Annotated in this window: 11 protein-coding genes; 6 read left to right on the top strand and 5 right to left on the bottom strand. The window is 43.1% G+C overall.

The window, feature by feature from the left end; all coding sequences use genetic code 11:
• Positions 1-327: 327 nt before the first annotated feature.
• Genes BUB11_RS16245 through lipS1 form a run of 3 tightly spaced genes read right to left on the bottom strand, consistent with a single transcriptional unit; the run spans position 328 to position 3,025 of the window.
• The gene (locus BUB11_RS16245; RefSeq protein ID WP_073030807.1) at positions 328-1,140 is read right to left on the bottom strand and encodes a lipoate--protein ligase family protein; all 813 of its coding nucleotides are present in this window, start codon (positions 1,138-1,140) and stop codon (positions 328-330) included.
• A gap of 8 nt (positions 1,141-1,148) precedes the next feature.
• Positions 1,149-2,111 carry a LipS2 family lipoyl synthase gene (gene lipS2 / locus BUB11_RS16240; protein WP_073030806.1) on the bottom strand — a complete coding sequence of 321 codons (963 nt, stop codon included), beginning with the start codon at positions 2,109-2,111 and terminating at the stop codon, positions 1,149-1,151.
• Positions 2,108-3,025: a LipS1 family lipoyl synthase gene (gene lipS1 / locus BUB11_RS16235; protein WP_084110334.1), complete on the bottom strand. Its 918-nt coding sequence runs from the start codon at positions 3,023-3,025 to the stop codon at positions 2,108-2,110. The genes lipS2 and lipS1 overlap by 4 nt, the downstream gene beginning before the upstream one ends.
• A 675-nt stretch (positions 3,026-3,700) precedes the next feature.
• Between lipS1 and BUB11_RS16230 the strand changes: the two genes are divergently transcribed.
• Both BUB11_RS16230 and BUB11_RS16225 read left to right on the top strand, forming a co-directional pair.
• A complete protein-coding gene (locus BUB11_RS16230) occupies positions 3,701-4,741 on the top strand; it encodes an alcohol dehydrogenase (RefSeq protein ID WP_073030805.1) in 1,041 nt (346 codons plus the stop codon).
• 211 nt (positions 4,742-4,952) lie between these two features.
• Positions 4,953-6,962 (top strand): sigma-54-dependent Fis family transcriptional regulator, encoded by a 2,010-nt coding sequence (locus BUB11_RS16225; RefSeq protein WP_073030804.1) that lies wholly within the window; start codon positions 4,953-4,955, stop codon positions 6,960-6,962.
• A gap of 42 nt (positions 6,963-7,004) precedes the next feature.
• Here the strand turns inward: BUB11_RS16225 and BUB11_RS16220 are convergent, their stop codons facing one another.
• Both BUB11_RS16220 and BUB11_RS16215 read right to left on the bottom strand, forming a co-directional pair.
• The gene (locus tag BUB11_RS16220; RefSeq protein ID WP_073030803.1) at positions 7,005-8,132 is read right to left on the bottom strand and encodes a two-component system sensor histidine kinase NtrB; all 1,128 of its coding nucleotides are present in this window, start codon (positions 8,130-8,132) and stop codon (positions 7,005-7,007) included.
• Positions 8,133-8,147: 15 nt separating this feature from the next.
• Positions 8,148-9,506 carry a sigma-54-dependent transcriptional regulator gene (locus BUB11_RS16215; protein WP_073030802.1) on the bottom strand — a complete coding sequence of 453 codons (1,359 nt, stop codon included), beginning with the start codon at positions 9,504-9,506 and terminating at the stop codon, positions 8,148-8,150.
• 360 nt (positions 9,507-9,866) lie between these two features.
• On the opposite strand from BUB11_RS16215, the gene BUB11_RS16210 reads away from it, so the two are divergent.
• The 4 genes from BUB11_RS16210 (at position 9,867) to BUB11_RS16195 (ending at position 13,516) form a co-directional block, all read left to right on the top strand.
• The gene (locus tag BUB11_RS16210; protein ID WP_073030801.1) at positions 9,867-10,514 is read left to right on the top strand and encodes a hypothetical protein; all 648 of its coding nucleotides are present in this window, start codon (positions 9,867-9,869) and stop codon (positions 10,512-10,514) included.
• A complete protein-coding gene (locus BUB11_RS16205; protein ID WP_073030800.1) occupies positions 10,514-11,881 on the top strand; it encodes a 4Fe-4S binding protein in 1,368 nt (455 codons plus the stop codon). The genes BUB11_RS16210 and BUB11_RS16205 overlap by 1 nt, the downstream gene beginning before the upstream one ends.
• Before the next feature lie 212 nt (positions 11,882-12,093).
• Entirely contained in the window at positions 12,094-12,678 is a 585-nt protein-coding gene (locus tag BUB11_RS16200; protein ID WP_073030799.1) for a DUF2318 domain-containing protein, read from the top strand.
• 154 nt (positions 12,679-12,832) lie between these two features.
• Positions 12,833-13,516 (top strand): ABC transporter ATP-binding protein, encoded by a 684-nt coding sequence (locus BUB11_RS16195; protein ID WP_073030798.1) that lies wholly within the window; start codon positions 12,833-12,835, stop codon positions 13,514-13,516.
• Positions 13,517-13,521: the final 5 nt, after the last annotated feature.

Below are 13,521 nucleotides of genomic sequence, written 5' to 3'. Positions count from 1 at the left end.
TGTTTCTTCCATAAAATAGATACCCTTTAATATAAACCCTTTAATTGCTTTTTACAATGTTTTTTAAATCCATTCTTTTCTTAAAATATTGCAGTAGCTCTTTCCTGTCACTAACCTTCAAGGACCACCAATATCATCGAAAGAAGCCATTGCAGTTCAATTAATGCAATGGCTCCTTTCGATGATATTGAAATTAAACCAAACGCAAATCTTCCATTTTTTATTTGCATATTAGTTATGATGATAACCGCTAACAATCGGTGCCACCTTTGTCCAGAAGGTATTATATATCTTCCGTACAATTTTCCGAGACATATTCTCGTCATTTTACCTTTTCATTGTCCACTCCTGCGAGTTGTATTTCTTAACTAGTTGTTCTGTCATAAGTTTCTCTTCTTTGCTCAGAACTGCAGGGACAAGTTTTATACCCATAATTTCCTCAAATCCTAGACATATCTCTTTTTCCAGCTCATCGATCGTCACTGGTCGCGTCCATACTTCATCTAAGGCACAGGCCTTGGCCTTAAAGCTATTTACCAAACGCTGCCGGACTTCTTCGTTTGGTAATTTCAGAAGGCTGAATAGAAGTTCTGTATCAAAATGCAAGATTATAGAGCCATGTTGCAAGAGAATTCCATCTCTGCGCATTTGGGCACTTCCTACAAGCTTCTTTCCGGCTACTGCTAGTTCATACCACGAAGGGGCATCAAAACAAGCCGCTGTTCCCGTGTGCGAAGAATTTGCCTGAGCAACTATTTCAGCCGGCACCCCAACTGCATTTATTCCTTTTAATAATGCCTCACTTATTTTCAAGTAGGATTTAATGATGGTCCCCTTAACATGTTCCTCAGATTCCGGAACAATAATACTGTAGGTTAGTTCATACTGGTGTAACACAGCCCTGCCACCAGTCGGCCTCCGAACAACATCAATATTAGCCTCACGACAGGCCTCTTCATCCACTTCCTTAGCATAACTTTGAGCATAACCCAGAGATAAAGCGGCAGGCTTCCAGCCATAAAACCTCAAAACTGGTTGGTTACTATTATCCTTTTTCATAAGTTCCATGATAGATTCATCTATGGCCATGTTTTCAGGGCCCGTAAAAACCGAGTAAGGCAGATATCTCCACGTTTTCATTTTTTCACCTACTTTTCTAAACCAGAAACGAGTTCCTGCCAGGATTTTTTCGTTTCTTCAGGGGTAAGCGGTCTTGGATAGTTATAAAATTCTTCCCTGGGGGATTCATTATAATAAGGACGGTTACATCCTGAACAACCAGAGGTCTGAAAGGCCTCACCTGAGGAGAGATAATCCCAAAGCTGGTCTAAATGCATGGAAAAACTTACAATCCTGCCCGCTCGAAAGATAAACTCATCTGCTCGAGCATATTTCCTGCGGATTAAATAAAGGGCAACCTGTATCCGGCGATAATGATTCAACTCTGGTTTAGGTGATTGTTCCATGCGGGTCCCTTTTACCGGTGTGAATGCAAACAAGGCTACATTGATTCCTTTATCGTACATGTCTTGTATGATTTTGACCATTTCCTCTTCGGTTTCCCCCAACCCTACGATAAGGTGGGTGCCAATATGTCCCGGAAACTTACCTGCGGCTTCTATGAGCAACTCATAGCGGTTTTCCCACGATCCATCTTTGGCCAAAGCAAAAACCTCTGGAGTAGCAGCATCGAGTGCTAAACTTACCCTGTCCACACCATGCTTTAGCAAATCTTGAATCTCAGTAAGGCTTCGCGGCCCTGCCGAGACACAAATTGGCATATTGGGACTCTCATTCTTTATGGTTGTAACCAGATTTTTGGCTTCCTCTAAGGCCTTGCCATCTTGGACGACCTGAAAGCAAACCCTTTGCATGACCTTTTGGGCCTCGGGTATTTGCAAGCCCTGAACAACCTCGTGTTCTTGAAATTCCGGCCAAACTATTCTGGACAGTAAGTTAGTTTTCGACCTACTCTCGCGAGCTTGAGCACAAAAGGCACAATTAAACTTACAATGTTCTCCTACCATTAGATAGGCAGTCGTTGGCAAGGCATCAGTTTTTATATTATTTAGGCCTAATACTTTGGCAGTTCCTACCGAACAACGAATCATAGAGCACAACACTCCTCACCTCGTTTGATTATCAGTCCTTTTTCCTTGACCAATTGTCGCGCCTTCGGAGTAGGTATCACAATTCTATTGATTCCCAAGGCCACCGAGGCCTCATCAAGCTTTTGACGATAACTTCCTTTGGGGCGCATGCAACCAAGTGCAAGAGAAGTTTTAGGGAAGCGTACCCTTGCTTTAGCCAGAAAAGAGATGACCTCTTCTAAATTCGGGGGAGTTCGGTCAGCGTAACGGGTGCCCGAAGTTGGAATAAATACGTTCAACACCAATCCGTCCAAGCCTAAATCCTCAAGAATATCCAATGCCTTTTCCTCTCCACTCCAAATCCCCCCTTTTAAGCCAAGTGTTAAATGGGGAATAATCCTCACCTGTTTACGCAAATCCTTATAAACCCGAATATAATCCTCTAATTTATGCTCGAGACCGTAAACTTCACGTATAGTATCCTCATCTCCAACAAAATCAAAAGAAACTGCATCTGCTAACCCTTTAAGCAGCTGAACCTCCTTTTCGCTAATCAGCCCTACATGGAAATTTAGACGAACCTTCCTATTCTTTAGCTCCTGTAAGAGGTCTAAGCGGTTCCAAAAAGGAACCTTACCGTCCTGAGTACATCCACCGCTGATTAATGCGCTGGAAAAAGAAAGCTCCGAGCACAACTGGGAGGTTAGCTCTTTGACATCTGTCATTCCTTTGAGATAACGTCCCCCACAATGTGCACAATTGAGAGAGCAAGCAGTTCCGGTTAAACTTATACTTTTTGTTTTGGTCGGATAATCAAAGTATATCTCGGCCGGAAAATTATTTACGCGTATGTCCCAGCCCCTTTTAATCCAGTTATTCGTCTCAACTGAATAGGGATTTATTTCAAAAACGCCATTACTGTTGTTTTGATCCAAATCTTTTCACCCTTTTTTATTTTCTAGATCTTACTCCTATGTTACACGATTCTCTGCAATTTTGTCGAATTTTTGCAAGAGTCACAGGTCAAGGGTAGACCAGGGGCTAGACGTCTTTCCAGGTAATCTTCGCACTAGTTTTTTTCCATAGAACAGCGATAATTTCATTCTGAGTATTCGATGGCAGTTTAGTTTCCCAGCTCCTTTTATCAAGCTATTTGTCTCAAATGAATAAGAATTCTACTCCAAATTCTTCTTCTCCTTTTTCTTTCAATGGACTTTTAAAATCAGTATACCCATTTTATATGACGAACTAAGTTAAGATGACAATCTTAACGATATACCCTCAAGAAGCAGCGATGAATCCTCAATAGTGTAGCGCTACAGTTTTGTAAGGCTACACTTGTATTGTTTTTGTAACATAATCCTAGCATACGAATTTGTATAATGAGCAGTCTAGCCACTGCTTTACGGTATAATGAAACCTCTTTAAAGCTGGCATTAATATTGCAATAACTTCTAACAGAATATTCAGTTATTTTATCTAGCGAAGGGAGTGATTTATGTTCCAGAAATCAAGTTCATGGCCTGTTTTGAGTTATGATCTATAGATACCAGATACGATCCCTATGCTAAGATTTATAATTTGTAAAATAAAAACTGGAGGGGTATAAAATGAAAGCATTTGTTTATCATGGTCCTAAAAATATGAGCCTCGACCAAGTACCCAACCCCGTTATTCAAAGACCGACGGATGCCATAGTTAGAGTAACCACCTCAACCATATGTGGAACAGATAAACACATCAGAAACGGTGGATTACCCGAAGTGGAGGCGGGAAGAGTCATAGGACACGAATTCTGTGGCGAAGTTGTGGAAATTGGAGCAGGTGTTAATAAGTTTAAAAAAGGGGATAATGTTGCCGTCTCCTGCATTACACAATGTATGGAATGTTACTATTGTAAACGCGGAATCTACTCCAGATGTGAAAATGGCAGCTGGATCTTTGGTTACAAAATTGATGGCTGCCAAGCAGATTATGTTAGAGTTCCCTATGCTGATTCCGGAATGTACCTGATTCCAGACAGTTTAGCAGACGAAGACGTCTTGTTCGTCGGTGATATTCTTTCCACGGGCTATTTTGGAGCAGAAAATGGCAGTATTCAACCTGGTGACACTGTAGCTGTGTTTGGATCCGGTCCAGTCGGAATGTGTGCTATGGCAACCGCCCGCCTATGGGGTCCAGCCAGAATCGTGGCTGTAGACATTGATGAATCCCGGCTTGAGTTTGCTATTAAGCAAGGATGGGCTGATTACGGGTTGAATCCTCAAAAAGTAGACGTTACGCAGGCCCTAAAAGATTTTACCAGTGGTCGTGGAGCTGATGTAACTATTGAAGCCAATGGATTCGAGCCAACCTTCAAAGGAGCAATCGCTGGCGTAAGACCAGGCGGAACTGTTTCTGTGATCGGAGTTTTTGAGAAACCACAGATTCTTGAAATGCAAAACCTCTGGATTCAAAACATCACACTGAAAATGGGGCTAGTCAAGGCTAATCATATTCCCGAGCTAATCGATCTTATTAAAGAGGGAAAACTTAATATGAAGCCACTTATAACTCACACTATACCCTTATCCCAGGTTGCAGAAGGATACGATATCTTTGAACAGCGACGTGACAATGCAATTAAGGTCGTACTCAAAGCAGATGCCTAATTATAATTAAGATATGTTTCACTTTAGTTGTACAATTTACCAGCAGGCAATAGGCAAGACTCCATATTTACAGAGCCTTGCCTATTGCTAATTACACATATTTACATCCAAAACACTTGATAATCACGATTACTTAGAATAGAATAATAAATAAGTCAAAATTATCTGATTTTTCTGACTTAGTATTATTCTAAAAGTGGTGGTGGTTTCTATGAGTTGGCAATTAGAGACATCCTCCCCAAGAGGCCTTATTAAGCACAGGAAACTACTTGAAGAGAATCGGTGCAGATTTTTGGATCACTCTCCAGGCCTTCAGCCCATACAGCCGATAGTTTATGATTCATGGATACGTTGTCGCCAATTTGGGATTGATCCTCGACGTCATCAGACTGAAGATCCTCCTAATGGCGCAGACCTTGAAAACATAATTGGATGTTCTATACTTCATAAGTATTCAACCGCAACTTTGAATGAGTTATTAATTCAGGCCGAAAAAACTAAGTATCTTATGACCTTATGTGATGCTAACGGAAGGATTATCTATCTTGGAGGGGATCGCCAAGTCAAAAAGCAGGCAGAAAAAATGAATTTTGTATTAGGGTCTTGTTGGAGTGAAGAAGCAATTGGAACTAATGCAATTGGCACAAGCTTAAAAACAGGTTATCCAGTTCAGATTTTTTCAGCTGAACATTTTTGCGAAGGAATTCATGACTGGGTCTGTTCATCATCTCCGGTACGTGATCCTGTAACAAAGGAAGTTCTGGGCGTTATTGACATTACAGGATGTTGGAAAGAAGCTCAGGCCCATACCCTCGGTCTGGTTTTTATGGCTTCTAGAGTGATTGAACATAAGCTTTATGAACAATCACTCCTTAATAGACTTCAGCTTTTGGAAAGCTATTCGTCATTTGTTCTTCGGTATCCGCAAAATGGAGTCATTGCCCTTGATGCTGTCTTTAACCCTATCGAGGCTAACCTTTGTGCCCGTAGACTTATTCATAACTTGACGGGCAAAGATTTAGAAACAATATGGAAAGAGCAAACGTTTACTGCGATTTTAGTAAAACTGCATAAATCCGGTCAACCGCAAGAGGACTACAAAATTTTCATTGAGCAATTTGGAACTCCATGCTTAATTCAGGAAATCTATCGAGGAAACCAACGCATAGGTTCTATCCTGTTACTAATCCCCTTAGACCAAAGAACAACCCCAAGCCGAGCCCTTCACAATGATACTTGGACCAAACTCCAGAGTGCTTCTTGGAGTAAAATCGTTGGAAAATCGAGCAAGATTCTTTCCGCAATATCCCAATGCAACATAGTTGCTCAGACAAACGTCCCAGTTTTATTGCTTGGAGAAAGCGGGTCAGGCAAAGAACTCTTTGCCAAAGCGATCCATGAAATCAGTGATCGCCGAGAAGGACCTTTCGTTGCCTTAAATTGTGGAGCTATGCCGAATGAGCTGTTGGCTAGTGAGCTTTTTGGCTACGATCCGGGTACGTTCACAGGGGCAGTCAAAGGTGGACGTAAGGGAAAATTTGAAGAGGCCCATCTGGGAACCTTATTCCTCGATGAGATTGGAGAAATGCCTCTTAGATTTCAAGTTCATCTGTTACGCGTTCTCCAAGAACGGGAAATCGTTAGACTGGGGGGTTCAACTCCCATACCGGTAGACGTGAAAATTATTGCTGCTACCCACCACAATCTTGAACAACTCGTAAATGATGGGGTATTTCGCGCGGACTTTTATTACAGATTGCATGTTGTAAGTATCACTATCCCACCTCTAAGAGAACGTCGAGACGATATCCCCTTGTTAATCGATCACTTTTTGGAACAATTCGCTTCTAAATACAGTAAACCACTTCCTATGCTTGATCCGCAAGTCAGGGATTTTCTGATTAACGCCTATCAATGGCCGGGTAATGTTCGAGAATTACAGAATAGTCTTGAGCGTGCAGTGTTATTTTGCTTAAATGGCATTATCGCAATTGAAGACCTTCCGCAAAGTATCCAAAAAACGTTAACTGATAACTCCTCTTGGACAAGGAATATAGTCTCCCCAGCAAACTGGAAGGAATTTACGAGCAGTTACAAAAAAGAGGTCCTTCTCAACCTTGTTAAGGAATCAGGCGGTAATCTTTCTGCTACAGCTCGTCAATTAGGGATAGCACGGACAACATTATATCGACATTTAGAAAAATACGGTGTTAAAAAATAAGATGTTAATGTAGCAACAAGGCTAGAAAGCAATAAGATGCTTCTAGCCTTGTTTGGACAACAGGATTTCAACCCGAACCCCTCGCTCATTCAGGTTCAAAGTTGTTATCTTCCCCCCGTGCTGATCAAGGATACGGTGCACAACGGATAACCCTAATCCAGTCCCTGTTTCCTTCGTCGTAAAAAAAGGGTCGTAAATGTACGGCAAGGCGTCTGGCAAAATGCCGGGTCCCTCATCACTAACTGCGAAGCCTACAAAACCCTCTTCCTGAACCCCACTTAGCAGAATCACTCCGCCTTCCCCCTGGGCATCGATGGCATTAAGTAAAATATTGAGTATGACTTGCTTAATCTGGTCCGGGTCCACCTCAACTTCTTGCAAGTCAACCTGGCTTCGTGCTTGTTCTAACTTAATATTGTTTTGCCTCAGGGCTGGCTGGACTAGTGTTACTCCTTCGTCCAAGAGTTTTCCCAGCGTAATCCCTTCCCGCACCAGCTCTTTAGGTCGGGCAAAGGACAAAAACTCGCTCAGCAAGCGATTTAGCCGTTCACATTCTTCCAGAAGTACCCGACAGTATTCCGAAACAACCCCATCGTCGCATTTTTCTTGGGCCAGCATTTGGATGCTCACTTTCATTATCCCCAAGGGATTTCGTATTTCATGAGCTAAGCCGGCACTCATATGCCCTAGGGCGGTTACTCGTTCAGTTTGCCGAATCTCACCCTCTAATCGTTCACGTTCCTGCCCTTCTCGCTTTAACTTTTCTACCAATTCTTTTTGAATCATTAGCGCCAGCTTATATTTACGCTTCGCCTTCCGTTCCTCTTCAGTCAAAATGCCCGTTAACCAACCAATGACGTTGATTAAGCCGACCTCCACCCACTGTGTATACTTAGCGGCTGGGCTTAAATCGCCTTGCATATGCCACATAAGCGGTATAAAAAGCAACGTTATAATAAAGCTTGATATGATCCCCCCGGCAGGTCCAAAGCGCATAGCTGCATAAATCACCGGGAGATAATAGGCGAATTGTAAAAGAATGTGATAATCCACTTCGTAATGATAATTCGTGTAATGAATAATAGTGAGAACCGCCACGACGAGCCCAATTGCAATGAGGTCAAAGAGAACTCGGGCTTGGTTTGGTTCAGGGGGGTCGTTATTTAGCATAGAGGCCCTCCTTCTCTAAATCCCCCAATGAGGATCTATTCCGTACTTCTCTAAACGGTATAAAAAAGCATGCCTGGAAAGACCTAAGCGTTTGGCAGCCTGACTTTGATTCCCCCCCGTTTGTTCCATGGCCTGTTGGAGGAAGGATTTCTCTAGCTCTTCCAGGGAAACCCCCTCAGGAGGCAGGACAAATGCTTCGGGGCATTTCTCCTCTTTTGAGGGAGTGCTAAAGACGGTCAACCCATCTGCTTCTATCACTGCTCCTTGGGAAATAATCACCATACGTTCCACCACATTTTCCAGCTCACGCACGTTTCCTGGCCAGTCATACTCCATGAGTTGAGTTAGGACTTCTGAATTCAGAGTCTTGGTTTGCCCATAAGATCTAAGTTTCTTCAAAAAATGATCGGCTAGATAAGGAATATCCTCCCGACGTTCCCGTAAGGGAGGAATAGAAATCGGAAAGACACTGAGGCGATAGTAAAGGTCTTCACGAAAACGCCCTTCTTGAGCCTCTTTCAGTAAATTCCTGTTCGTCGCAGTAATAATCCTGACGTCCACCTTGATGGTTTTTTCACCGCCGACCCGCTCAAAGGTCCGCTCTTGGAGAACCCTTAATAACTTAGCTTGGACGTTGAAAGACAGTTCTCCGATCTCATCAAGAAAGAGTGTACCGCCATCGGCCAACTCAAAACGTCCCGTCTTTCGAGCATGAGCTCCCGTAAATGCTCCCTTTTCATGTCCGAACAGTTCACTTTCCAGCAAAGTCTCCGTCAACGCTGCGCAATTCACTCGAATAAACGGTCCATTCACCCGCGGACTTAAAGTATGTATGGCATGGGCAACCAGTTCTTTCCCCGTCCCCGATTCCCCTTCAATAAGCACTGTCGCCGGCGTAAGAGCAACCCTTTCTACTAAGTGTTTAACCGCTTTCATTGCTTCACTATTCCCGACCAGTTGCCATCCAGAGCTTTGGACCTCTCCCTTGAGATAATCTACCTGTTCACGCAAGCTTTCTACTTCAAAGGCCTTAGCAACTGTGATGAGCAGTTCATCAATATCAAAGGGTTTCATCAAATAATCATGTGCCCCGGCCTTCATGGCCTCGACCGCCGTCGCGGTACTGCCGTGTGCAGTCATCATGACAACCATTAAATCTGGATAATGCTCTTTCAAGGTCCTCAGAACACTCAAGCCATCCATTTTCGGCATTTTCAAATCTACAAGGACCAGATCCGGACGTTCTTCCAAGGCTCGATCTATGGCGATCTTCCCGTCCTCTGCAGTTTCCACATCATAACCGACTTTACTTAATGCTCGTTCCAAGACCCAGCGCATATTTGCTTCATCGTCTGCAACTAATACCCTTCGCAAGTTTCACCCTCCTCGCCTGCGGGATTTCCCACACCATAGTGTGGGAAATCCCGCAACTTTTTAACCCTAAGGCATTACATAGCAATTTTTGCTATACGATGAACCCTTAATTAAATTGATGCAAATTAATTTCTACCGTAATTATTACTTTGGTCAAACATACTAACAATGTCTACTTGATAATACAGCCTGTTCATATAGGAACAGCTACAGCTACATTATCGAGTATCTTTTAACTTTTCTGAAAGGGTAATTAAGCCTTCCGTTATGTCATTCCAAATCCCACGTTGAATTCGAATCTCAACTTGGCACAACTTTTGCATATTCCTAAACCGTAATAAATTTTAGGAGTGTTTTTTAATGAAAAAGAAATTTTCGTCACTAGTAATACTAATTCTGTTCTCTTTATTAATTTTTACCCTTCCCGCATTAGCTGATTCAAAACCAGCCACATCCAATAACATGTCTGATATGGACATGTCTGGCAGTCCTTCCTCTGAAGCTGCTCACGGTGATTCGCCTTCAACTGAAGTGACCGTTGCCAAGGGCGATAAGTTTCAAGTGAGTGTTCAGGCTGACCCTGAGCAACCAGCACCGAATAAACCCGTTACCCTTATGATTATCGTAAAAAACCAAACCACTGGAGAACCTGTCCTCGATGCATCCGTGAATGTGGATATGATGCTCATGGAAAGTGATTCCCACAGCAACATGTCAGGAATGAATATGGACTCGGCCACTACTCTCAAAGGAGAAGCCAAACCAGACAACATGGAACCGGGAATGTACGCTGTCACTCTCATCCCAACGGAACAAGGAGAATGGAACCAAGACATTCATATTAGTTCTCCGTCTCTTGGGGAAACCACCATTACTGTCCCTCTTATTGTTTCTAAGTCCAGCCCCAACTGGATCCTCATTGGAAGTGTTGGCGGATTGGTAGTACTGGCTGGTATTATTGCTCAATTTCTCAAACGAAAGCAGCCCTCAGGGAGGGAGGTTCAATAATGAGTCAATCAACCCCGTCTAAATCTCCACAAAAAAGAAACTTTCTTAAGTTTAAACCTCTCAATTGGTTTTTGCAAAGTTCACTCTATCCAAGTATTTTCCAATGGCTGGCCGTTCTGATATTTGCGGTCATTATGATTGAAACTCTAGCCGGACCCACAAGCGCCCATGATAATTTCGGTACTGCCGCTACTTGGGTTCTCTGGTGGCCACTCCTCCCTCTCTTCTTCTTTATTTTCGGTCGGTTCTGGTGTGCCATCTGCCCCTTTGCCTGGGTGAGTGATTTGACGCAGAAGTTTTTTGGGGCAAATCGCAAAGTTCCCAACTTTTTAAGAAAATATGGATTATGGATCATTGATATTACCTTCATTTTCATCACTTGGTCCGATCACATCTGGGGAGTTGTCGAATCTCCCAGGGGTTCCGGAACTCTGCTGTTACTCATCTTAGGTGGCGTTATGGTCACGGCTATGCTCTTCGAACGACGTACTTGGTGCCGTTATCTATGTTTTCTCGGAAGCTTATCAGGCAACTACTCTCGAGCAGGCATGCTGGAATTACGTGCCGATAAGGAAATTTGCAAAACTTGTACTACTCGTGATTGTTACAAAGGCAACTCAAAGTCGCCCGGCTGTCCGATGTTTGAATTCCCTATGGCTATGGAGAATAATGCTAACTGTAATCTCTGTGGAAACTGCATCAAAAGTTGTCCTCATGATTCTATCCGCTTAACTCCCCGCAAACCAACCAGCGAGTTTTGGTCGATGACTAGGGCACGCTTCGAAGAATCCTTCTTAGCAATTGTCATTGTCGGCATTGTCTTTGTCCAAAATATCACCATGTTAGAGTTCTACCAGTCCTATCTTAAATGGACGGAGCTGTCTTTAGGAATTGTTAACAAGGATATAGCCTTTACAATTCTCTTTGTTTTCGCTATGACCACCCCAGTCTTGTTACTTTTCTTAGCCACGGCGATTTCCAAGGGATTTACTGGGGAGACGTTGCGTACTGCCTTCGCCCGTTTTGGTTATGCAGTCATCCCGCTAGACTTAGCCGCCCACATGGCCCACAACCTGTTCCATCTTCTGGCGGAAGGAAAATCAATCTACTACACCTTCATGGGCTTATTCGGCAAACACATTGAGGGACCCACTTCTTTCGTGTCTGACCCAACAATTCAAATCATGCAATTCGTCTTGGTTATCTCGGGAACTCTCGGTTCTCTTTACACTGCCTATAGGATTGCTAAAAAGAATTACGGAACCAAAAAAGCCCTATCCGTCGCTATGCCTTATTTAGTCCTCATCTTGATCTTCGGTATACTGAACTTTCTTACCTTCGTGGTAAGAATGGATATGCGGATGTAGTGCCAGAGGCCTGAGGTCAGAAGCCGGAAGTCAGATTGCAGGTTATAGAATTTTAGGATCCAAGATTTTCATCTGTATTAAATTAGTAAGAAATCCTATAATGGATTGTTGCTCCCTTTATAAGTTCAAACTAAACTTCAGGTGGAGCTAAAACTCCACCTGAACTGAGATTCCTAAATTGGCTTAAATTATTATTACAAGGAGGTTTCCAGATGAATAAAGACCACGCGGGGAAAAACCAGAAATTTATCCAACCCTCTAAAAGCAATGCCCTGCTTTACAGTATCGTTGGCCTAATAACCGTTGTAATTATGATAGGTACCTATTTCATAGTTGCCAATGGCAATAAACCTGGCGTCACTGTCACTGCGACAGCGGAAATCGGTCAAAAAATGAGTTATAGCCCAGATAGTAAACTAGAGCAAACAAACGTTGAAAGCAAGGTTGAAAACGGAAAGGCCATTGTTACGACGCTCAGTGCGGTGAAAGAAGAAAAGTTTATTTGGACAGAGTATAAAGCAAACGGTAAAAGAATTCCCTTAACGGCCTTTGTCCAACCCGATGGTAAAGTCATGGTGGCCGTCAGCTTTTGTGAGCCCTGCAAGGGCGAAACCTTTCACATCACAGGTAACCAAATAGTTTGCAACGTCTGTGGGACAACATGGGATCTTCAGACGCTCAAAGGCCTGAGCGGTGGTTGTCAAGCCTATCCCCCCGAAGCGCTCACCTACTCTTTAAACGGCGACAACCTTGAGATTCCACAAGCTGTACTTGATGCGTGGGAACCTAGAGTTTAGTTATATTAAGAATACTTTCATTTATCGAAGTTTTCCCATCTTCTATTTATAACATTTATTAAACGCACTCGTTCTTACGGGTGCGTTCACTCTAACCAGAGCTCTAATCAGAGCTAAGAACTCAATTTCTAGAAATTTAGGAGGAAATGGCTAAATGTCTTTGATAAAGGTGTGTGCGGTTAGCAAGTCCTATGAAGGTGGAGACGGGGCCGTTGAAGCCTTAACCAATATTAATCTAGAGATCCGCGAAGGAGAATTTTTGGCTTTAATGGGCCCTTCCGGTTCTGGAAAAAGCACCTTGCTCAGTATTCTAGGAGGATTAAATCCCCCTACCTCCGGCAAACTCATCATTGATGACATAGATGTTTATGCTCTCAATTCTGAACGATTAGCAGATTTTCGTCATGAATACGTCGGATTTGTTTTCCAGCAATATCAACTGATTCCCTATCTTACCGCTTTGGAAAACGTTATGCTCCCTCTGTCCATAACCTCGCGTTCAGGTAAAGAACAACGAGATATGGCTCAGACAGTTTTAGCCAAAGTTGGTCTCGGTACGAAATCCCTTCGTCTCCCCAATCAATTATCCGGTGGAGAACAAAACCGAGTAGCTATTGCTCGAGCCATCGTTAACAGACCTGCAATAATTTTTGCGGATGAACCCACTGGAAGTCTGGACTCAAAAACCGCCAAGGAGCTGTTAGAATTATTCCAAGCCCTTAACCAGGACGGTTTAACCATTATTATGGTAACTCATAATCAAGAAAACTTGGCCTGGGTCACCCGTGCCATTTACATTCGTGATGGATTTCTATCCCAAATTCCTCAAGAGTTCTAAGGAGG

The organism is Desulfosporosinus lacus DSM 15449 (genome assembly GCF_900129935.1).
Classification (GTDB): Bacteria; Bacillota; Desulfitobacteriia; order Desulfitobacteriales; family Desulfitobacteriaceae; genus Desulfosporosinus; species Desulfosporosinus lacus.
Note: the sequence above shows the minus strand (reverse complement) of the source record. Positions and strands in the feature narration are given on the sequence as shown.

Excerpts from the sequence above, each read along its gene's own strand:
- lipS2 (WP_073030806.1), bottom strand. The coding sequence starts at position 2,111 with ATGATTCGTTGTTCGGTAGGAACTGCCAAAGTATTAGGCCTAAATAAT.
- BUB11_RS16195 (WP_073030798.1), top strand. The coding sequence starts at position 12,833 with ATGTCTTTGATAAAGGTGTGTGCGGTTAGCAAGTCCTATGAAGGTGGA.
- BUB11_RS16230 (WP_073030805.1), top strand. The coding sequence starts at position 3,701 with ATGAAAGCATTTGTTTATCATGGTCCTAAAAATATGAGCCTCGACCAA.
- BUB11_RS16205 (WP_073030800.1), top strand. The coding sequence starts at position 10,514 with ATGAGTCAATCAACCCCGTCTAAATCTCCACAAAAAAGAAACTTTCTT.
- BUB11_RS16225 (WP_073030804.1), top strand. The coding sequence starts at position 4,953 with ATGAGTTGGCAATTAGAGACATCCTCCCCAAGAGGCCTTATTAAGCAC.
- BUB11_RS16220 (WP_073030803.1), bottom strand. The coding sequence starts at position 8,132 with ATGCTAAATAACGACCCCCCTGAACCAAACCAAGCCCGAGTTCTCTTT.
- BUB11_RS16200 (WP_073030799.1), top strand. The coding sequence starts at position 12,094 with ATGAATAAAGACCACGCGGGGAAAAACCAGAAATTTATCCAACCCTCT.
- BUB11_RS16245 (WP_073030807.1), bottom strand. The coding sequence starts at position 1,140 with ATGAAAACGTGGAGATATCTGCCTTACTCGGTTTTTACGGGCCCTGAA.
- BUB11_RS16210 (WP_073030801.1), top strand. The coding sequence starts at position 9,867 with ATGAAAAAGAAATTTTCGTCACTAGTAATACTAATTCTGTTCTCTTTA.